The organism is Streptomyces sp. WAC00040 (assembly GCF_056835925.1).
Genome location: NZ_JAKQZE010000005.1, coordinates 1 through 21254, shown reverse-complemented (window position 1 = coordinate 21254; position 21254 = coordinate 1). Strand labels below are relative to the sequence as shown.

The window sequence follows — 21254 nt, the reverse complement described above, 5'->3', positions numbered from 1 at the left end:
TCTCCTACTGGCCGTGGGCCAGGCTCTGACGGGCGGTGGTGAGGGCGTCGTGGTGGGTGGCGCCGTCGAGGGCGGCTTGCTCGCTGCGTACGACGAGTGCGAAGGCGGCTGGGGGCAGCCAAGCGGGCACCGGGGTGCTCAGTCGGGTCAAGTCGGGCCACCACTGCTGGAGCGGAAGGCGATAGCGATCCAGGCAGTCGACGGCCTTGAGGACATCGACGAGGTACGGGGCGGCCTGGTAGGCGCGTTTCTGCTGGGCGGTGAAGTCGCCGTAGGGCACGTCGTGCACGGCGATCGCTTCCGCCGCCCGGTGCAGCGCGACCGGCGCCACCGGGCGGCTCATCGCACCAGTGACCGTGTCGGTGTGGTGGAGGAACCAGGATGCGGCGCGCCGCCCGTGCCCGGCATCCGCCCGGTCGTCGCGTCGTCGGCAGTCGTGGACCGCCCCGGCGGCACACACTGCCGCGACGTCGTCGTCTTCCAGCCCGTACTCCTGGGCCAGGAGCGCTGCGAGCAGGCTGACGCGGGCGTTGTGGAGGATGCCGTGGTTGGAGTCGGCCTGGCGCTCGGTGGTGAACCAGGATCTGGCCGGTACGAGCATCAGGCCTGGGCGTGGGAAGCTGGGCGCGGCGTCGAAGTTCACCGGCCGGTTGTCCGCGATCCACTGAAGCGTCATCTGGTCCATCGGCTGATGGGCGGGCAGTCGGCGCTGGGCAGCGAGTTCCTGGAGGCAGGCGCGGCCGGGCACAGTCCGATCGGTCATGGCGTCCTTCACACAGAGAGGTACGGAGCAGGCGTGAAGCTGGGCGTGGCGATTCTGACGATGGGCACGCGGCCCAAGGAGCTGGCGGAGCTGCTGGCCTCGGTCCATGCGCAGACGGCTCCGGCGGTGCGGACGGTGGTGGTGGCCAACGGGTGTGCGATGCCCGATCTGCCGCCGTGGGTCGAGACGGTGCAGCTCGAGGAGAACCTGGGGGTGACCGGCGGCCGCAACGCCGCCCTGGAGCACCTGGGGGACATGGACCTGGTGCTGGACCTGGACGACGACGGGCTGCTGGTCGCCGACGACGTATTCGCCACGATCCTCGCGCTGTACGCGGCAGACCCACGGCTGGGGATCGTCGGGTTCCGTATCGCGGACGAGACCGGGGTGACCCAGCGCCGCCACGTGCCCCGGTTGCGGGCCGGTGATCCCATGCGCGGCGGACTGGTGACCGGATTCCTCGGCGGCGCCCACGTGCTGTCCACCAAAATGCTGGCCCAGGTCGGCCCGTGGCCGGACGCCTTCTTCTTCGCGCACGAAGAGACCGACATGGCCTGGCGAGCGATCGACGCCGGGTGGACGGTGCTGTACGCGCCGCAGTTGCTTCTCCAGCACCCGCGCACCTCTCCGGCCCGACATGCGTTCTTCTACCAGGTCAACGCCCGCAACCGGGTCTACCTGGCGCGCCGTCACCTCCCAGCGGTGCTGGTGCCCGTCTACCTGGGGGTGTGGGTGGCTTTGACGCTGGCCCGTACCCGCAGCCTGGGCGGGCTGCGGGCCTGGTTCGGCGGGTTCGTCGAGGGCTGGCGCACTCCGTGCGGGCGCCGGAAGCCGATGCGCTGGCGCACCGTGATCCGCCTCGCCCGCCTCGGCCGTCCCCCCGTGATCTGACCTCCTCACGCAACGTTCCGGGCCTCGGCGTGCAGCCATGACGGGATCGCCCCGGGGGTGTCCTCCAGCCACGTGAGGTAGCGGCGCACGCCGTCCTCGATGTCCACGCGCGGCGCCCAGCCCAGCACCTGGCGCATACGGGTGGTATCGGCGCAGGCGCCGAACGGGTCGCCCTGCGGGCGGGGGGTCTCGACGATTCGCGCCCCGGGATAGTGGCCGCGCACCAGGTCGGCGACCTGCCGGATGGAAGTGGCGCGGCCGGTACCGACATTGAGCGTGGTGCGGTCCGCGCCCTCGGTCACGGCCGCCAGCAGGGTCGCCTCCGCGATGTCGTCGACGTGCACGAAATCGCGGACCTGTGATCCGCCGCCGTTGAGATGCAGCGGCAGGCCGAGCGCGGCCCGCATCGCGAACCAGGCCACCACCCAGCTATGGCTGTTCTCCTTGACCACCTGCGGCTCTCCGTAGACAGAGAAGTACCGCACGATCGCGTACGAGTCGCCGACCCCGCCCAGGGTCAGGGCGGTCTGATGCTCGCCCCACAGCTTGGTGTTGGCGTAGACCGACGCAGGCACCAGAGGATCGGACTCACCGAACCGGGCTCTCACATCTCTTGAACCGGTTCCGGTGCCGTAGACGCTGGCCGAGGAGACGAAGACCAGCCGCTTCAGCATGCCGCCGTGCCGGGCCGCGGCATCCAGCACGGTCTGAGTGCCGTCGATGTTGGCCTTCAGCGCCGCCGCCGGGTTGCGGGTGCACTCCGCGACGTCCGCCAGGGCCGCGGCGTGGATGACGTAGTCGCTGTGGGACAGCAAGTCGTCCATCAGCGCGGCATCGGTGATGTCGCCGGCGATGACGTCCGGGTCCCGAGGGGAGATCTCGAAGACGGAGGAGTAGAGGGAACTTCCGTATGCGTCGAGGCGGCCCACGGCCAGCGGCTTCGCGCCCAACGCCCGGAGTTTGTGCACGATACGACTGCCGACCAGCCCGAAGCCGCCGGTCACCGTGACCGTTGCACCGGACAGATCAGCAAGGCGATCCTTTGTGTTCACGTAGGTCTGCCCTTCTCGACAGCGCCACGCGAATGCGCGGCGTCACGCCGTCGAGAACACCACCGGCCATCCCGCTCGCTCCAGGGGATGACTGTGTGTCCGGTGTGTGCCCGCCCCCAACGAAACCGCCCCACCGCCCAGCCGGGTACGGCATGGTGAAGAAGGAGACATCGGCGGCGACACCCGGGGGCGACATGGATCTCGACCGGCATCCGCTGGCGCACCTGCGCCGCCATCACCACTGGTCCGGAGACGACCTCGCCCGCCTGCTCCGCGACCAAGCCCGACGGCGCGGCCTGCGCAGCGGCATCGACCGCAACCGGATCTGGCTCTGGGAAACAGGCACCACGCCGAACCAGGAGAGCCAGGCGCTCCTGGCGGGCGTCCTCAACGTTCCCGCCGCCATGGTCGAACAGCTCGGCTGGCCCCACTGGCTGCCCGCCTTCGAACAACCCGCCCCCTTCAGCCCGTTGGGAAGCCGGGCCGCCCTGAGAGAGGTGCAGGTTACCCGCATGGACCGACGATCCTTCCTGGTACTCAGCAGCAGCACCCTCGTGGAGATCGCCGCCGACTGGGCCCGCATCGAGCCCCGCCATCTGTCCCAGGCCCTAGGCGGGCAGCGCGTCGACCAGGAACTGCTGACCTGGCTGGAGCAGCGCTCCGGCGAGCTGCGCACTCTTGCCGCCGGACCGCACCCGCACGTCTCCGGTCTCATCGACGCCCACCTCAACACCGCCATCGACCTCATCACCCAGGACCGCTACACCCCGCCCATCGGCCGCCGGCTCCACGCCGTGACCGCCGACCTCGCGCACTGCGCCGCGTGGCTGCGCTTCGACGCGGACCGGCACGCGGATGCCCAACGCCACTGGCAGGCCGCCGTCCATGCCGCCCACCAGGCCGGGGATCGCGATCTGGCCGCCGTCGCCCTGTCCGATCTCGCCTACCAGGCCACCTGGCTCTCCCGGCCCGCCGACGCGGTCCACGTCCTGGAGCTCGCCCGCTCCCGCACCCGTACCCCGGCTGCACGCTCCCTGCTCGACGTACGCCGCGCCCGGGCCTGCGCCGTACTCCAAGACCGCCAGGGAACCGGTCGCGCGCTGGCGTCCGCCGAGACCGAATTGGAGCGGATGCGCCCGCAGGACACGCCTCCAGTGGTCTCCTGGATGTCGATGGCGGACGTCAGCGCCGACGCCGGAAGGTGCTGGCTCGACCTCGGCGACCCGGGCCGCGCCGACGCCGCGATCGGCGCCGGGCTGGACGAACTCGATCCACGCCGCTCCCGTACCAAAGCGGTGTTCCTGACCTACCGTGCCGAAGGCTCTCTCCAAGGCCGAGACGCTGCGGCCGCCGCGACCGATGCCCGCACCGCCCTCGACGCCGCCCTCGGTTCAGGAGCAGCCCGCTGCGTCGACCTCGTCTCCGCTCTCATCCACCGTCTGGACAACCGGACCGAGCAGCCAATAGTCGAGCTGCGTGAGTATGCCCGGGAACGACTCGCCGGATGATACCCCGCTGATCGTGGTCGGGCCCCAAGCGAGCGCCAGAGAGTCCGGTGGACATCGCCGAGATACTGCCATCATGGCCGTCACCCAGCAGCTCGGTGTCGTCGACGATCGCTTAGCTGATCATCCCGTCTTGCGTCTTCCAGACGAACTCCACGGATCCCTCCTCGGGCAAGCGCGGCGAGGACCGTGCCGAGGTCCGGGGTCAGGAAAGGGGGTCAGCAGGGCACGTGGGCCGAGACCAGCGCGCACCAACACCGGCATCCACGGCGGGAGCCCCGCCCTCTTCGCCGGACAGCGCCAAGTTTCCCCGAAGCCGAGGGAGACCACGAATCGCATTGGGCCGCCAATGCCGACCCAAACCAGTCCGACACCCAAAACTTGGACTGTGGGTTGGCGTGAGGCGATCGAACATCAGTGATGTAGCGTTCGCGAGCTCGACGTGGCCGGGCCAGGTTAAGTGTCGTCTTCGAGTCGTTCGACGTGGCCTGTGGGGCCTTTCACAGAGCCCGTGCGGGCCTTGTACCACGGCCAGGGCCGCAACGGCCCCGCTCGAAGGCGCTCATGGGTGTCGTGGACGGCTTTGCGGGCGCCCCCGGCTCCGGGGCCGACGGCGTGGTGCCGAGCCGCTCCAGGCGTTTGCGCGGCCCGTCCAGCAACCCTTGTCAGCCCCACCGCCAACCGCACCAACTGTCCAGGCAAGGCCGACCGCCGCTACTGCTCTCCGAGGGACCTTCCCCACAGGCGCGGGGAGCAGCGCGCGCCCGAGCTCCTGGCGTGCGGCGGGCAGGGACCACCCCCGCGGGTGCGGGGAGCAGACCACGGTGACCGACGCCCGGGTGCGGCAGGTGGGACCATCCCCGCGGGTGCGGCGAGCAGGACGGGCCGCGGAGGGCCTGGTCGACGAGGTGGGGACCATCCCCGCGGGTGCGGGGAGCAGACCGTCATGCCGACCCGGTCGGCGATGACGTAGGGACCATCCCCGCGGGTGCGGGGAGCAGAGGGCGACGCGGCCGTTAAGACGCTGTGGGGCGGGACCATCCCCGCGGGTGCGGGGAGCAGGCAACCGCCAGGCGGTTGACGTCCTTCTGGGCGGGACCATCCCCGCGGGTGCGGGGAGCAGGCCTACGTGGCGCACAGCGGGATCCCCTCGACGGGACCATCCCCGCGGGTGTGGGGAGCAGGACATCGCCGTGAACGCCCGGCACGTGGCTCTGGGACCATCCCCGCGGGTGCGGGGAGCAGAGGCCCTGAGGCCGGTGGCCTCGCCCCACCGCAGGACCATCCCCGCGGGTGCGGGGAGCAGGTTCCTCTGGGTCGTCGCCCTCTTCGCAGAGCGGGACCATCCCCGCGGGTGCGGGGAGCAGATCCGCTGGGCAATGGGGGTGTCACCGGCACCGGGACCATCCCCGCGGGTGCGGGGAGCAGCCCCCACCCATGCCACCGAAAAGAAGGATCGAGGGACCATCCCCGCGGGTGCGGGGAGCAGAGCGTGCCCGACGCGGTCAGGTCGGCAGTGACGGGACCATCCCCGCGGGTGCGGGGAGCAGCCCCCACCCATGCCACCGAAAAGAAGGATCGAGGGACCATCCCCGCGGGTGCGGGGAGCAGAGCGCAGCGACACACACCCCGGTCAGGGCGATGGGACCATCCCCGCGGGTGCGGGGAGCAGTGCCTCGACGACCACGGGCGCGCCACGATCGAGGGACCATCCCCGCGGGTGCGGGGAGCAGGGAGGGACGCGGCGGCGCCCGGGCGCACTACGGGGACCATCCCCGCGGCTGCGGGGAGCAGCCTGGCCGTGGCCCTGGTCGCGGCGAACGGGAGGGACCATCCCCGCGGGTGCGGGGAGCAGGCCGGCCGAACCGGTCGTGCGCGAGGACTGGTGGGACCATCCCCGCGGGTGCGGGGAGCAGCGCCCGGCGGACGACAACGCGTGCGGCGGCACGGGACCATCCCCGCGGGCGCGGGGAGCAGGGCGGATACCGGCCCGAGGGCGACGAGCCCGAGGGACCATCCCCGCGGGCGCGGGGACCAGGCGAGGAACAGGGCAAGCACACCCTGCGCCAGGGGACCATCCCCGCGGGCGCGGGGAGCAGTTCACGAGGATTTCGTAGGCCTTTTCCATGTTGGGGCCATCCCTGCGGGCGCGGGGGGCAGGACTACCGGGAGTCGGAAGACCGTCTCGCGGAGGGTCCATCCCCGCGGGCGCGGGGAGCAGGCGCCCCGGCCCCGACAGGCGTATTTCGAGTGGGGACCATTCCCGCGGGTGCTGGGAACAGTCTCGCATCTCGATGGTCGTGTGCTGTTGCTAGGACCATCCCCGCGGGTACGGGGAGCACATCCTCGCCGCGCGGTCCGGGGCGGGCGGCGTGGGACCATCCCCGGGCGCGGGGAGCACACTTCAAGACATGCGATTTTATCCAAAGCACTGCGGCTGACGCCCACTTATGGCGACTCGGCCCGCATCCTCGGGAATCACGAACTCACACGTGCGACGCCCCCCTCCGTACCTGTCCGCCGGGATACGCTCGGTCAAGTTGTCAGCGTCGGGCCGTACCGTTCGGGTCATGCTGCAGATCTGTGACCGCCTCGGGCTGACGACTGAGGAGATAGCCCGCTTGGGAACCCTGTGGGGGAAATCCGCGGAGAAGGGCGGCGGGACGATGTCCCTGCTGCTCTGCCACATGCTCGACACCGCGGCCGTCGCAGAGTTTATGTTCGACCATTACCTGGCGCCCGCCACCCGCGACATGCTCGCACGGTTGTCCGACGGGAACGGCCGCCGGTTCTTCGCATGGCTCTGCGGGATTCACGACTGCGGCAAGGCAACTCCCGCGTTTCAGCGGAAGTCCGGAGCCGAGGCCGCCGCGCTAGCCGATGTTGGCCTCACCTGGCGTGCTGGCCTGGTGACCGCCGACACTTCCCGTCAGTGGAGCCACGACAAGGCCGGGGCGTTTCTCCTCCGCCAGTCCCTCAAGGATGTTGGCGGGTGGGAGCGGCGGCATGTGGACTGGGTGTGTCCGCTGGTGTCTGGACACCACGGCACCTTGCGCGGCGCCACGGCGAAGGACATCACACACGCGCGCGGCGACGCTCACGGCAAGACCCATGAGTGGAAGCGGGCGCAAGCTCTCGTCGTCGAGGTGTTCACTGCCGCGCTCGGCTACGACTCACTCGCCGACGTCCAGCCTGTGACAGTGCCGGCGCGCGCCGAACAACTTGGCCTCCTCGGCCTGGTCGTGATGGCCGACTGGATTGCCTCCGATGCAGCGCAGTTCCCCGGCATTCCCGAGCTGGCACGTATCACCCTCGCGGGCGCGCGGCGCAGGGCTGTGGCCTCCTGGCGGCAGGGGCGTTTCGGCGGGGGTCTGCGCCGCCTGCAGCCGACCGACGGCACCGATCTGGTGAAGCTGCGGTTCGGGCACGATGCCCGTGCCTCGCAGGCCCTTGCCGTCGATGTCGTCCGGGCGATGGGTGCGCCAGGCCTGGTGTTCCTTGAGGCCCCGATGGGCGAGGGCAAGACGAAGACGGCACTGGCCGCGGCGGAGGTGCTGGCCGAACGGTTCGGTCTGTCCGGGGTGTTCGTCGGGATGCCCACCCAGGCGACCGCCGACCCGATGTTCACGAGCGTCCGCGCCTGGGCTGCCGCAGCCGAACCAGGCAGCGAGGACGACGTCGTACTCCTCCACGGCAAGCGCGCCTTCAACCCCGAATGGAAAGCCATCCAGTCAGGTGACTGGACCACTGCCGACGCCCGGTTCCGCACCGTGCAGGAAGACGCCCCCGACTCCTGCTGTGCGAACCGTCAGGGCCCGGCCGACTGGTTCCTCGGCCCCAAGCGTGGCCTCCTCGCACACCTCACCGTCGGCACCATCGACCAACTCCTGTACGCCGCCACCCGCACCCGACACGTCATGCTCCGCACCGCCGGACTCGCCGGAAAGGTCGTCATCCTCGACGAGGTCCACGCCTGCGACGTCTACATGTCCCAGTTCCTCAAGGAGGCCCTGCATTGGCTCGGCCAGGCCCGCATTCCGGTCCTGCTGCTGTCCGCGACCCTGCCGCCCACGCAGCGTGCCGAGCTCGCCGACGCCTACATGTCCGGCGCCACCGGCAGTGCCGACAGCCCACAGCTGCCCACCCCCGGCGGGTACCCAAACGTCACCGCCGTCTGGCCCGGCATGACCTCCCCCCTCGTCGCCCACGCCTCGACCTGGCGCGATGACCTGCCTGTACAGGTCCGTGTTCTGCCCGAAGCACCCGCCCGCAGGAACGACCCACGCACGGACCGGGACATCGAGCAGCCCGTCATCGACCTCCTCACCCGCAAACTCGCCGACGGCGGCGTTGCCCTCGTCATCCGCAACACCGTCAGGCGCGCACAGCGCACCTACCGCGAACTCGCCGCAGCCTTCCCCAAAGAACGCGTGATCCTGCACGGGCAGCTCACTACCAGCGCCCGCGCCGACCGCACCGAACGCCTCCTCAACCAGCTCGGCCCCAGCAGCACGCCCCGCCCGGATCGGCTGATCCTGGTGGCCACCCAGGTCGCCGAGCAGTCATTCGACATTGACGCCGACCTGATCGTCACCGACCTCGCGCCGATCGACCTCCTCCTCCAGCGCATCGGCCGCGTCCACCGGCACACCGCCACGAAACGGCCCGGCGACCTGCGCCGACCCACCGTGTACGTCACCGCCATGCAGCCCCGCCTCGACACCCCGCCCGCGATCGACCGTGGCGCAGAGTTCATCTACGGCCGTCACCTCCTGATGCGCACCGCAGCCGCTGTCCTCGATGCGGAGAGTGCCGACGGCTGGGCCATCCCCTCACAGGTCCCCAGCCTTGTTGCCGCCGTCTACGGCGAAAGCGACCTCGTACCCGACGCCTGGGCTACCGCTGGCCAACAGGCCCAAGCGGACTGGGAGATCAAGCAGAACGACCGCCGCCAGGCTGCCGGCCCCTTCCTCCTGTCCCGGCCCGGCGAGCGCGCCCTCCCGCACCTGGACGGCCTCCACTACGCGGCCACCGAAGCTGCCACCGAGGACCACCTCGCCGCCACCGTCCGAGACGGCGACATGTCCCTCGAGGTCATCCTCCTCGTTCAGGACTCCGCCGGGTACCGCACCCTCGAGGGGCAACGCCTCGGCTCTGGTGGAACACCTAGCGGCGATCTCCTTGAAACCCTCGCCGGGGACATGATGCGCCTGCCACAGCGCCTCACGCCCGCTGCGATCGACAACCTGAGCCCACTGCCCGGATGGAACGATCACGCCTGGCTCCGCAACACCCGCGCGCTCGTGCTCAGCCCCTCCCTCACTGCCACGATCGGCGAGTACGCAGTGAGCTACGACGCCGAGACCGGACTGGCATACACGCGCACCTGAGCTGTAACCCGTTCAGCGCCTGGCAGGCTGTCGGCCAGGAAGCCGCGCCCCGCGGCCCCGCCTGCACAACCCGCAGGTGGGAGTGATTGGCCAGACCACCCCCACATTCGTAGGGATGCCTCGCACGGTGGAGGGGGACGGAATCCCGCCCGGTCGCGGGATCCCGCTTGTCGCACCGCGCCCCCGCCCATTCGCTCCGCGCAGCCGAGGGCGAGCGGCTGCCCTGACGGCTCGTTGATCGCGTAGTCCCGCGCATCATGCGGATGCGCAAGGCTTCGCCACCCAATGAAAGCGGTTCGGCTCTGCGGACGGTAGGGATTGCCTGAATTCGGATCGGATTGTCAGACCCCTCCTGTATGTATGTCGTCGGGTCGCGCGGAACGCGCGGCCGGGCTGATGCCTGCTCAAAGGACCTCAGAGGAGGGGACTTTGTCGGATCCGAGGTGGTGTCTGGTCGACGGTCTCGGCTGGCTGCCGGTTGAGGGGCCCGACGGGCCGAGAGAGGTTCCGTTGCGCGAGGCCCTCCTTAGGGCACACACGTTCACGAGGCTGGCGCCGGACATGCCGACCATGGTGCCGGTGCTTCTGCGGCAGGTCCTCGTACCGGTTGTTCTCGACGCGCTGGGACCCATCGACCCGGGCGCGTGGGCGGACATGATGGACGAGGGCGGATTCACGCTCCAGCAGCAGGAGGCGATCGGCCGGTATCTGGACAAGCGCCTTGACCGCTTTAACGTGTTCGACGACACGGCGCCGTTCGGCCAGGCCGCCGGGCTGGAACACCCGGGTGGAAAGGTCCATCCGGTGTCGGTGCTGATGCCGCATGTGGCGACGGGTAACAACACCCCGTTGTGGGATGCCCGGCTGGTGTCCGACCCGGCACCGCTGCCTGTGGGGGCAGCGGTGCGCTGGATGCTGCATGCGCAGTGCTGGGACACAGGCGCGATCAAGACGGCAGCGGTCGGTGACCCGCAGGTGAAGGCGGGCAAGACCACGGGCAACCGTACTGGCCCGCTTGGAAAGCTGGGTGTGGTGACGCCCCTGGGCCGCACCCTGTTCGACACGATTGTGCTGAACCTGCCGCAGGGCGAGCGGACTGCCGGGGACCGGCCGCAGTGGGATCGGGCGCCGATGGGCCCATACTGGCAGATGCGGACGCCTGCAGGGGTGCTGGACCTGTTCACGTGGCAGGAGCGCCGTATTCGGCTGGCCCTCGAGCCGTCAGATGCCGGCGGCGTACCCGAACAGGTTCGGTGGGTCGTGATGTCTGCCGGGGACCGAATCGACGGGCCGCAGCCGGAGGACCCCCATACCTGCTGGACGATCAAGACAGACAAGGCCAAGGGAAGTGTCCGCTACCCGCGCAGGCACCTGCCGGGCCTGACGGGATGGCAGGGCCTGGACGCGTTGCTGACGATCGACCGGGACACCGCTGGATACGAGACGTCTGGGCTGCTGATGCAGGCTGCTGCCGCGACCTTGCTCGGTGACCTGCCGCCGGACTACCCCCTGCGGGCAGCGACATGCGGGATGGTCTACGACACCAAGGGCGCTATCGTCTACGACGTCCTCACCGACGAGGTCCCCATCCCCGTCGGCGCGCTCCGCTCCGACCTCGCCGTACGCGGCTCGGTGATCCTCGTAACTGAGCAGGCCCAGGCGCTGGCCCGCGCCGTCGATCACCTGGCCGCGAACCTGCTGCGTGCGATCGGTGGCGAGCCGCCAGCCCGAGGCAAAGGGCAGCACGCCGGCACCAAGCTCCTCCACGTCCTCGACCCACTGGTGCGCCGATTCCTCACCGGCTGCCAGCGCAACCCCGACGACGACGAACTCGACCAGGCGCACAAGGCCTTCGAGACCCTCGCAGAGCGAGCGGCGCGGGCGGCCGCCGAGGAACTCCTGCATCGTCTGCCCGGCAAGGCGTTCACCGGCCGGACCGTCACGAAGAAGGACCGCGGCAAGACGGTCACGACCATCTACCAGCAGGCGAGCGCTGAACGGTACTTCTACGCCGCCGTACGCAAGACCCTGACCCACCTGTACCCGCAGCCGGCCACCGCCGAGGAGACCGCAGCATGACCACTCCCGAGACGAATGCCGGCACATCCGGCAAGGAAGCACCCTGGTACTGGGCACAGTTCGAGCCCGGACGGCCCAAGGCCAGTTCGATGCCCCCTGGCGGTGAGCTGGCGGCACTGCGTCTGGGCCTGACCGTCGATGCCGGGCAGGTGCCGCAGATGTGGCCGTTCTACCGCTCCCGTGTCGATGACGACCTGGCCGCACGCGGTCTGGTTCCCGACCGGCTGGTGGCTGAACACATGGCGCTCGCTCTGTTCGCCGCCCACCAGCAGGGCCAGCCCCGGCTGATGCACCGATCCGGCGTGCGCCTCGGTACCGCCATGCGGACGCTGCACGACCGGTTCAGCCGGGAAGGCGTCGACAGCCGGATGGCCGCCGCCGCGCAGGCCCGCAGCATGGGCACGGCCTTCTACCACCTGCGCGGCCTGGTCTCCCAGCTAGCCGTCACTGGACAGCCCCTCGACTACACCCGGCTCCTGACCGACCTGCGGTCGTGGCCATTCCCCGACTCCCGGGCACGCACGGTCCGCACGTGGGGGTCGGACTACTACGCGTGGGCCAAGACCCCGGAGAAGTAGCTCCGCCGCCGCACCCTCAGTACGTTCCATCTCAGCAAGGAGTTCAGCATGTCCATCGGCCTGACCCGTCGCCGGTTCATCGACGTTCACGTGCTGCAGACCGTGCCGCCGTCCAACCTGAACCGGGACGACGCCGGCGCTCCGAAGGAAGCGACCTACGGCGGGGTACGCCGGCCGCGGGCTTCCTCGCAGGCGTGGAAGCGAGCAACCCGTATGGCTTTCTCCTCCCTCGGGATCGGCGAAGACCAGCTCGGCACTCGCACCAAGCAGATCGCCGACCACCTCGCCGGCCGCATCGCCGCCCGCACCGGACTGGACGAGACGTCGGCCGCCCGGCTCGCAGCCGCGGTGCTGGCACCGCTTGGGATCTCTGCCAGCAAGAACAAGGAGGAGGAAAGCGCATATCAGCTGTTCTACGGCAACAAGCAGATCGAACAGCTGGTGGACCTGGTCGCCGACCGGGCGGACCAGCTCGCCGCCCTGGACGACAAGAAGCTCGCCGCGGAGTTCACCGCCGCCCAAGCCCGTACGGCACTGATGACCGGCCACCCCATCGACGTCGCACTCTTCGGCCGCATGGTCGCCAACCTCCCCGACATCGACGTCAACGCCGCATGCCAAGTCGCACACGCCATCGCCACCCATGGCGCCGAGCTCGAATTCGACTTCTACACGGCCGTGGACGACCGGCAGGGACCCGACAGCAAAGGCGCCGGCATGATGGGCCGGATCGGCTTCAACTCCGCCACCTTCTACCGCTACGGCGCTGTCGCCCTGCACCAGCTCGACACCAACCTGTCCGACCCGGCCGCCGCAGTGAAGGCCACCACCGCGTTCCTGTCCGCCTTCGTCCGCTCCATGCCCGCCGGCTACGGCAACTCCTTCGCCCACCGCACCATGCCGCAGCTCGTCGCCGTCACCATCCGCGACGACCAACCCATCAACCTCGTCACCGCCTTCGAGAAGCCCATCACCGCGTACGGCTCCACCGGCTACGCCGCCCCGTCCGCGGCCGCGCTGGCCGCCGAGCAGACCGCCATCGCCACCACGTGGGGTGCCCCGGCTCTGTGGACCGGCGTCACGCACGCGTTCACCGACACCACCGCGAAGGCCCTCGACGAGAGCTTCGGCCAGCCCCTCACGTTCCCCGGCCTGCTGGACGCGCTGACGACGGAGCTCTCCCGGTGACCGGCACGGCCACAGTGCTGCTGCGGCTCGCCGCCCCGCTGCAGGCCTGGGGCGACCACCGCGCCGTCCTCGACAGCCGGCACACCGCCCCACAGCCGACGAAGTCCGGCGTCATAGGACTCCTCGCCGCCGCGCTCGGCCGCGACCGCGACGAGCCCCTCGGCCAGCTCGCCGACCTCACCATGGGCGTCCGAGCCGACGTACCGGGCACCCTGCTGCGCGACTACCACACCGTCAGCGACTACCGAGGCGTCCCACTACTGTCGACGAACCTCAACGCCAAGGGCCGGCAGAAGCCAACGAGCAAGCCCCGGTACATCCAGCCCACCCAACGGTTCTACCTCCAGGACGCCGCATTCCTCGTCGGGGTGAACGGCCCGGCCGACGTCATGGACGAACTGGCCGCTGCCGCAAAGGCCCCAGCCTGCCTCCTCGGCCTCGGCCGCCGCTCCTGCCCACCCACCTTCCCTCTCGCCCTCGGCCTCACCGAAAGCCCTCTGATCGAGGCCCTGACGGAGCAGGACTGGCTGGCCTCTCCCCACGCCCGGACCGTGTGGCAGAACCGCAACCGCGGAGCCAGCCCCGCCACGATCGGCCTGCCGGCCACGATCGACGACCCCAACGGCGACACCCTCCTTCACGACCAGCTCCTCAGCTTCGCCCTCGGCCAGCAGCGGCACACCACCCGGCGCGTAACCCACCGGCTGATCACCCTCGCCACGGGCTTCACCCCCGACTCCGGGACACCGGCCAGCGAGGAACACGACCCCCTCGCACTCCTTGGATGGTGACCATGACCTACCTCTCCCGCATCCCCCTCGCGCCGCTGCGCGACGGCACCCGCAAACTCCTCAGATCTCCCCAGGCCATACACGCCGCCGTCCTCGGTGCCGTCGCCTACCACCCCGAACCCGGCCGCACGCTGTGGCGCCTGGACGCCGACCACCCCCACCGCCCCTACCTGTACGTCCTGACCCAGCCCGAACCGGACTGGACGGCCCTGGTAGAGCAGGCTGGCTGGGCCGTCGACCACGCCGACGCCAAGCCCGCCGTCGCCGAATACAAACCGCTCCTCGCCCGCCTTCAGCCCGGGCAGAGCTACTCGTTCCGGCTCACCGCCTCCCCAGTGATGAGCACCAAACGCACCGAGATGCTGAATCCATCACAGGCTGCCCGCCAGAAAACCGCCCGGAAGAGCACCAATCCAGCGCACCGCTTGTCGCACCGCGTCGCCCACCGCACGACCGAAGCACAACTCGCCTGGCTCATCAGCCGCGTACACAAACACGGCTTCGAGCTACTGCCCGTACCCGGCACCGCCGACCCGGCGCCCGGCATCTTCCCCTTCGCCGACACCGAGACAACCGCCGAGCCGATCCTCGACGTCCGCCTCGTCCGCCGCGACAAACACGTCTTCACCAAGACCCTCACCAACGACACCGGAAGCAAGACCGGAACAACCAAGGTCACCATCGCGACCGCCACCTACGAGGGCACCCTCCGCGTCACCGACCCCGTCGCCCTGGCCCGCACCCTCATCAGCGGCATGGGGCCCTCCAAGGCATATGGCTGCGGCCTGCTCACCCTCGCTCCACCGTCCACATAGAACCCAGCGCCATGACAGCACATCGACCACGCACCGGGGCTGACTTCCTCCTCCGCCCAAGGGCCACAACGCTGGAAGGCGGCCCTGTGCCCGGAGGGATAACTCGTGTCGCCCCCTCGTGGCGGGGCGTTCGTTCCTACGGTCACGGCTCCTTCCCTTCCAGGTCACAGAGGCGGTCCTGCATCGTGGCGGCATGTGCTGGGGTGACTATGTGTCAGTCTGCTCCCCGTACCTCCAGGGATGGTCCCGCGCCCCAGGCCACGGTGATGGACGTGGTTGGCTGCTCCCCGCACGGCGGGGATGGTCCCCAGTCCTCCACCCACTTCTCCGGCGTGGCGATCTGCTCCGCGCACCCGCGGAGATGGTCCCGGGGGCACGCCGCCCCGCCGGCCGCCCGGCGACTGCTCCTCGCACCCGCAGGGATGGTCCCGCTGGCTTGATGGCCTTCTCCCAGAGCCATGTCTGCTCCCCGCGCCAGCAGGGATGGTCCCGCGAGGCTGATGTCTGCGATGGTCTTGGGCAGCTCCCCGCGCCCGCGGGGATGCTCCCGACATTCAGGTGGCCACCGGCCAGCTGGTTATCCCTCGCTCCCCGCGACCTGCGGGGATGGTCCCTTGTTGAGGACGTACAGATCCCAGCCCGTGATCTGCTTCCTGCGCCCGCGGGGATGGTCCCACGTTCCTCGACCCCACCGTGGTCCCTTGGCACTGCTCCCCGCGCCCGCGGGGATGGTCCCACCTGGCGCCGCGAGAAGTTCACCCACACCGCCTGCTCCCCGCACCCGCGGGGATGGTCCCGCGGGCGCCTCCGACGCGTACCCGGTTTTCCGCTGCTCCCCGCACCCGCGGGGATGGTCCCATCCTGTGGTACCACGGCGGGGAAGTGTCGGTCTGCTCCCTGCACCCGCGGGGATGGTCCCAGCTCCCGGAACTTGCGCGCGTCGTGCAGCTCCTGCTTCCCGCGCCAGCGGGGATGGTCCCCGCCGCCGTCTCTACGAGGTCCGCATGCCCAACTCCTCCCCGCGCCCGCGGGGATGGTCCCAGCAACAACGGTGCCCGCCGCCTGCGGGAAATCTGCTCCCCGCGCCCGCGGGGATGGTCCCGTCGGCCGAGCTTGACCGGATGGTCACCCTGGCTGCTCCCCGCACCCGCGGGGATGGTCCCGCCAATCGACGCGCTGCGGCCTCGCATCGCAGCTGCTCCCCGCGCCCGCGGGGATGGTCCCGAGGTGAAGAGACATGACGGTGGCCTTTCGGGCTGCTCCCCGCGCCCGCGGGGATGGTCCCTGGCCGCAGCCGTTGAGCGGCTGGCCTTCTATGGGAACAATGCCTACAGCCCTGGTTCCGGGCGCGATCGGGCCACGGACATCCTTGTTGACTTGCAACGGGATGCGCTGGGAATTGCTGTTTGTCGTCGTGCCGTGGCGCCTTCAGGGGCCCGCGCGAGCGTCGATCGAGGCCGGACCGATAGAGCTGACCGGCACCGTGCGACCCGATCGCCGGAGAGACGGATGCCGCCGCTCGGAAGCGCACAGGGCCACGCGTATGTCGCCCGGAGCCGGCTCCCGCCCCTGCGCCTGCCCTGGCCCTGCCCGTCGCGACCGGCTGCCGGATTGCCCCGGTGTGCTAAACAGGGAGTAACCAAAGGGGCATTTTGCAGCAGCTCACGCTCGGAATCATGTCGCAGACCCGCAAGGAAAACGAGCATCGTCTGCCCGTTCACCCCGCTCATTTCGACCGTATCGACGCCGGTCTCCGCAAGCGCATCTACCTCCAGGAAAACTACGGAGAGCATTTCGGCGTCCCGGACAGCCGGCTCGCCCCGCTCGTCGCGGGCTTTCGCACGCGCGAGGAACTCATCGCCGACTGCGATGTCATCCTGCTGGCCAAACCACTCCACGAAGACCTGGCGGAACTGCGCAAGGGTCAGGTCCTGTGGGGCTGGCCGCACTGCGTCCAGGACGAGAGGCTCACCCAGACCGCCATCGACAGGCAGCTGACCCTGATCGCCTTCGAAGCGATGAACCACTGGACCCGCAGCGGCGCCTTCAACCTGCACGTCTTCCACAAGAACAACGAACTCGCCGGGTACTCCTCGGTCCTGCACGCCATGCAGCTGACCGGCGTGACAGGCGACTACGGGCGGCGGCAGCGCGCCGTCGTCATCGGCTTCGGCGCGACCGCCCGCGGCGCAGTGACCGCGCTCAGCGCCCTGGGCGTGCACGACGTCGACGTGCTCACCGCGCGGGGGGTCACCGCCGTCAGCTCCCCCATCCACTCCGCGCGGATCGTCCACTTCGACCACGACAAAGCCGACGACACCCTCGACCCGCGACGCAGCATCGCCCTCACCGAGCACGGCCCGCTGCCGCTGGCCGAGTTCCTCGCCGGGCACGACATCATCGTCAACTGCGTGCTGCAGGACACCGACGCGCCGCTGATGTTCCTGATAGACGAGGACCTGCCCAGGCTGGCCCCCGGCACCCTGGTCATCGACGTCTCGTGCGACGAGGGCATGGGCTTCGGCTGGGCCCGGCCCACCACCTTCACCGACCCGATGTTCACCGTCGGCGACCACGTCAGGTACTACGCGGTGGACCACAGCCCCTCCTACCTGTGGAACTCCGCGACCTGGGAGAACAGCGAGGCCCTCCTGCCGTATCTGGACGTCGTGCTCCAGGGCCCGGACGGCTGGGACGCCGACGACACGATCCGGCGCGCCATCGAGATCCGCCGTGGCGTCGTCCAAAACCCCAAGGTGCTCGCCTTCCAGCACCGCACCGCAGAGTACCCGCATGCCCACGAGGAGACCCGGGCGGTGGCGCGGCCGTAGCGTCGGGGCGACCGGTGTTCAGCCGTCCTGCGACCGTTGTCCCGAGCCGCCACGCGGCGGGCGCCCCGCGGAGGAGTTCGAATCCGGCTCGTCCGTAGAGCTCCGAGAGACTGGGCGATCTTGTCCCGCTCGTCCGACGGGAACAGCGGTCCCGGATCCGGGGCGCGGCATCCTGTGACGCCGCGGGCCTGATCCGCCGACTGTGGGGCGCGCGTCTGGTCGTACAGCATCAAGTGCCGCTTTCCTGCGCGTCGTGCCGGATGCGCGAGTGGCATGGTCACGCACGTCCCGCAGCACGGACACCGGCCAGTACACCGCCCGCCCCGAGTGCCCCTTGGAGATCGTGCGGCAGCATCGCCCGCGCGTTGACGATCCCGGACCCAGGCGGCGGGGACTCCGGCAACTCAAACACCGTCAGCGCCGAGTGCTCGCACAGCCGCAAACCTGTGCGGATCAACGAGTCGGCGTACGCTGCGTTCCGCGCCGCCCACCTGCCCCGGAATGCCCGCATCGGCATCTCGTTCGCGTCGAAGCCGCTCAGCCCCACGTTGCGCCACAGCCGGTACGACCTCGGCGGCAACCACCTCACCTCGCGCCGTGGCCCCGTGTGCGAAGCCTCCGCCAGCACCTGCCGCCCTGTGCTCCCGTCAGCCCCGCGGCGCCAAGGCGACCACGCCGCAGCAGCGCGCTGGCGAACGGGATTAGCTCGTACGAGGTCCTGCTCGATCGCCCGCAGGTTGAACGGGTTGACCGTGGAGACCTCCCGGTCCCAGCTGGTGTCTTCCACCCGGGGCCCATGGTCGTCGCGACGACGCCCCCACTCGTACGCCGCCCGATCGTCCATGGTCGCGTCGCGCCAGTCGCACCGACCTCGCCCGAACCACAGGAAGTCGAAGTATGTCCGCAGGGCCCGGGCATGCGCGGCCTGAGTGTTCCACGGTGAAGAAGCCAGCCACACCGAGAAGTAGCGGTTCAAGCCGACGTCGTACTCGGCCGCCGGACTGATCAGGAACGGCTGACCTTCGGGCACGCCCAGGTCACCTGGGCACGATGCCGGACAGTCCCGGCTACATCGAGCAGCAGAAAGCCGAGGAGGCGCGGCTGCGCCGACGGGTACTGGATCTGTCGATCGCCGTGTCGACCCACCCGTACTGGGCAACGGTGGCGGCCGAGACCGTCGTGGAGCAGCGGATGGCACTCAAGCACACTCCCGGAGCCCTCACCCAGCCCTTCGGGGAGGAGCCGGCCCCGGTCGCGGATCGTTCCGAAGATGCTGTGCTGGTCGCGTAGGGCTGTCGAACCGCCATGTCCGATGAGCACACGCACCTGCAGATGCTCTACTTCCTGCCGGCGCGTGCAGCTCAAGCACTTCAGCAGACCGACCACTGGATTCGGGAAGCAGAGCGGCGACAGGCTCAGCAAGCTGGCCGACGGCCGCCACCAACCGGCCCCGGACTGGGTCCTTGAGCGGGGCATCGGCCAGGGAGCGCCACCCGTCCTGGTGCACACCGGAGCCTGCTACATGCGGTTCACACGCCGCAGGACCCTCAGCCGGGACGAAGCCCGCCGGGCTCTCGTGGACGGTGTTCCGGCTTGCACACACTGCCATCCCGATACGGAGTTGGGTTTTCTTGAGTGCCCGAGCACGACATGGCGCGGGGTGGAGAGGGGCGGCGCCTGAGCTCTCGCGTGTCCGGCGCCACGGAGCTGCCAGGAGGTTCAGGGGGTGTGGTCAGATGAGTTCTACCAGCGGTAGAATCGGAGGTATGAGTAAGCCGACGAGCATCAAGACCAGCGAGGCCGTGCGCGACCGGCTGCGCGCCCTTGCCGACGAGCGCGGCACCACCATCACGGAGCTGCTGGAGGAGCTCGCCACCCGTGAGCTCACGGCTGCCGAGCGGGAGCAGCGCGCCATCGAGGCCGCTCGCGAGCTCGGCGTCGAGTACACCGAGCAGGTCGCGCAGGCCGGTCAAGACGCCTGGGCGAAGATCCGTGCCCATCAGGGCAGCGCCGCCGCGTGAATCTGACGGCCGTCCTGGACCACACAGCGCTGACCGCCCTCTATCGGGCGGATCCGTTCTTCACCGGCCTGTACATCGAGGCCTCGCGCGGCACGGGCCGCGTCCTGGTCCCGTCGCTGTCCGCTCTCGCTGCCGAGCGTCAGGTTGCAGGAGCGGGCAAGCACGCCGCGTCGCTGCGGTTCGCGGAGAGTGTCCCTTTCAGCACAGCGCACGCCGTCGATGCGATGGACTGGCCAAGCGTGGACTGGCCAGTGGCTCACGCCGCGGCGATCGCCTGGCAGGCGGTCAAGGCGGGTGAGCCGCTCACGGTTTTGTCACTTGAGCCCGAGCTGTACGCGGGAACAGGGATCACCCCGCTGAATCCCATCTGATTTCGCAGATGCCGGCGCACGTCGCAGGAACGGCGGCCGTTTCCACTGGAGACGGCCGCCGGCTTCCTTCTCAGCGCGCGTTTCGCAGGTACTCGCGTCGTGCGGTGACCAGCGTCCGCCATCGGCTGCGGGTGGGCTGCTCTCCGTCCAGCCACCGCGCCGCGGAGGCGCCGCTGAGAGAACGGTCGGCCATGAAGTGGGCGATGTCGACGTAGTACGTGTAGTCGCCGCCGCGAGTGAGGTTTTGCAGCCGTGAGATGGCAGCGCTGAGCTTGTCGTAGTCGTTTTGGACGGCGTGGTGGAAGCATAGGGCGAGTTCCAGCGCGGCTTCCGCGGCGGTCAGGCCGGCGTTGCTGATTTCGGTGCGGAGCAGGCGTACGGGCTCGAGGCTGCTGATTGCCCCGGCGTCTCGGATAAAGCCGCAGGTCGCGCAGTCTGCTCCCCGCGCCCGCGGGGATGGTCCCGCGGGGCTGCCCTGCGCGGCGCGCCACTTGTCCTGCTCTCCGCGCCCGCGGGGATGGTCCCGCCCGGGCGAACAGGCAGAACAGCGCGCGGCCCTGCTCCCCGCGCCCGCGGCGATGGTCCCGACATGGACTCTCCTGAGTTCGGGGTATGGCACTGCTCCCCGCGCTGGCGGTCGACGAGGTCGTCGGCCGCCCTGGCCCAGGCCGGCGTCCGCCTGATCGCCTGCGGCAGAGCTGTCTGGTGACTTCTTGGGCCGCCGTCGCGTTGATGGGGCGTGATGACGTACACGCTGGGGATTGAGGGCGGGCCGCTGGATGGGCTGGCGGTGACTGTGGAAGCGGACGAGGAGGGCTGGCCGCCGTATCGGCAGGCCTGGGAAGGCGCGGTGTACGTGCGCATGCCGTTCGGACTGGAGCCGCATGATCCGAACTGGCACTACTGCCATCGCCGCTGATCGCTTCCACCTTCAGGCCGCTGGCGGCGAGGTTGTCGGTGGCTGCCCGTATGGTCCGAC

The 21254-nt window shown here is 69.9% G+C and carries 17 protein-coding genes and 1 CRISPR repeat array; of the genes, 14 read left to right on the top strand and 3 right to left on the bottom strand.

Annotated elements, in window-relative coordinates; translation table 11 throughout:
• Positions 1-4 precede the first annotated feature (4 nt).
• Entirely contained in the window at positions 5-763 is a 759-nt protein-coding gene (locus MDN94_RS35000; protein ID WP_482729879.1) for a hypothetical protein, read from the bottom strand.
• 60 nt (positions 764-823) lie between these two features.
• Here MDN94_RS35000 and MDN94_RS34995 point away from each other — a divergent pair, with 60 nt between their 5' ends.
• Positions 824-1654, top strand: coding sequence for a glycosyltransferase family 2 protein (locus MDN94_RS34995; RefSeq protein ID WP_361899014.1), 831 nt, complete (start codon positions 824-826; stop codon positions 1652-1654).
• Between the two features lie 5 nt (positions 1655-1659).
• On the opposite strand, the gene MDN94_RS34990 is transcribed toward MDN94_RS34995, so the two are convergent.
• On the bottom strand, positions 1660-2706 hold the full coding sequence (locus tag MDN94_RS34990; protein ID WP_482729878.1) for an NAD-dependent epimerase/dehydratase family protein: 1047 nt from the start codon (positions 2704-2706) through the stop codon (positions 1660-1662).
• Positions 2707-2858: 152 nt separating this feature from the next.
• Here MDN94_RS34990 and MDN94_RS34985 point away from each other — a divergent pair, with 152 nt between their 5' ends.
• From MDN94_RS34985 to MDN94_RS34950, 8 genes are all read left to right on the top strand, one after another.
• A complete protein-coding gene (locus MDN94_RS34985) occupies positions 2859-4214 on the top strand; it encodes an NsdA family TPR-like regulatory protein (protein ID WP_482729877.1) in 1356 nt (451 codons plus the stop codon).
• 2567 nt (positions 4215-6781) lie between these two features.
• Entirely contained in the window at positions 6782-9601 is a 2820-nt protein-coding gene (cas3, locus tag MDN94_RS34980) for a CRISPR-associated helicase Cas3' (protein WP_482729876.1), read from the top strand.
• A 360-nt stretch (positions 9602-9961) separates the two neighbouring features.
• Entirely contained in the window at positions 9962-11680 is a 1719-nt protein-coding gene (casA, locus tag MDN94_RS34975) for a type I-E CRISPR-associated protein Cse1/CasA (RefSeq protein WP_482729875.1), read from the top strand.
• Positions 11677-12258 (top strand): type I-E CRISPR-associated protein Cse2/CasB, encoded by a 582-nt coding sequence (gene casB, locus MDN94_RS34970; RefSeq protein ID WP_482729874.1) that lies wholly within the window; start codon positions 11677-11679, stop codon positions 12256-12258. Before casA ends, casB begins: the two co-directional genes overlap by 4 nt.
• A gap of 48 nt (positions 12259-12306) precedes the next feature.
• Positions 12307-13446, top strand: coding sequence for a type I-E CRISPR-associated protein Cas7/Cse4/CasC (gene cas7e, locus MDN94_RS34965; RefSeq protein ID WP_482729873.1), 1140 nt, complete (start codon positions 12307-12309; stop codon positions 13444-13446).
• Positions 13443-14237 carry a type I-E CRISPR-associated protein Cas5/CasD gene (gene cas5e / locus MDN94_RS34960; protein WP_482729872.1) on the top strand — a complete coding sequence of 265 codons (795 nt, stop codon included), beginning with the start codon at positions 13443-13445 and terminating at the stop codon, positions 14235-14237. Before cas7e ends, cas5e begins: the two co-directional genes overlap by 4 nt.
• Positions 14231-15052 carry a type I-E CRISPR-associated protein Cas6/Cse3/CasE gene (gene cas6e, locus MDN94_RS34955; RefSeq protein WP_482729871.1) on the top strand — a complete coding sequence of 274 codons (822 nt, stop codon included), beginning with the start codon at positions 14231-14233 and terminating at the stop codon, positions 15050-15052. Before cas5e ends, cas6e begins: the two co-directional genes overlap by 7 nt.
• A 645-nt stretch (positions 15053-15697) precedes the next feature.
• Positions 15698-16337: a CRISPR direct-repeat array (repeat unit 29 nt; unit sequence CTGCTCCCCGCACCCGCGGGGATGGTCCC).
• 367 nt (positions 16338-16704) lie between these two features.
• Positions 16705-17883, top strand: coding sequence for a N(5)-(carboxyethyl)ornithine synthase (locus MDN94_RS34950; RefSeq protein ID WP_482729870.1), 1179 nt, complete (start codon positions 16705-16707; stop codon positions 17881-17883).
• A 277-nt stretch (positions 17884-18160) separates the two neighbouring features.
• Here MDN94_RS34950 and MDN94_RS34945 read toward each other — a convergent pair whose 3' ends face one another.
• Positions 18161-18913 carry a hypothetical protein gene (locus MDN94_RS34945; RefSeq protein WP_482729869.1) on the bottom strand — a complete coding sequence of 251 codons (753 nt, stop codon included), beginning with the start codon at positions 18911-18913 and terminating at the stop codon, positions 18161-18163.
• Positions 18914-18933: 20 nt separating this feature from the next.
• Between MDN94_RS34945 and MDN94_RS34940 the strand changes: the two genes are divergently transcribed.
• From MDN94_RS34940 to MDN94_RS34920, 5 genes are all read left to right on the top strand, one after another.
• The gene (locus tag MDN94_RS34940; RefSeq protein WP_482729868.1) at positions 18934-19173 is read left to right on the top strand and encodes a hypothetical protein; all 240 of its coding nucleotides are present in this window, start codon (positions 18934-18936) and stop codon (positions 19171-19173) included.
• The gene (locus MDN94_RS34935) at positions 19154-19564 is read left to right on the top strand and encodes a DUF6233 domain-containing protein (protein WP_482729867.1); all 411 of its coding nucleotides are present in this window, start codon (positions 19154-19156) and stop codon (positions 19562-19564) included. Before MDN94_RS34940 ends, MDN94_RS34935 begins: the two co-directional genes overlap by 20 nt.
• 85 nt (positions 19565-19649) lie before the next feature.
• Positions 19650-19904 carry a hypothetical protein gene (locus MDN94_RS34930; protein WP_482729866.1) on the top strand — a complete coding sequence of 85 codons (255 nt, stop codon included), beginning with the start codon at positions 19650-19652 and terminating at the stop codon, positions 19902-19904.
• The gene (locus tag MDN94_RS34925) at positions 19901-20275 is read left to right on the top strand and encodes a PIN domain-containing protein (protein WP_482729865.1); all 375 of its coding nucleotides are present in this window, start codon (positions 19901-19903) and stop codon (positions 20273-20275) included. The genes MDN94_RS34930 and MDN94_RS34925 overlap by 4 nt, the downstream gene beginning before the upstream one ends.
• A gap of 742 nt (positions 20276-21017) precedes the next feature.
• Positions 21018-21194, top strand: coding sequence for a hypothetical protein (locus tag MDN94_RS34920; RefSeq protein WP_482729864.1), 177 nt, complete (start codon positions 21018-21020; stop codon positions 21192-21194).
• The last annotated feature ends 60 nt before the right edge of the window (positions 21195-21254 follow it).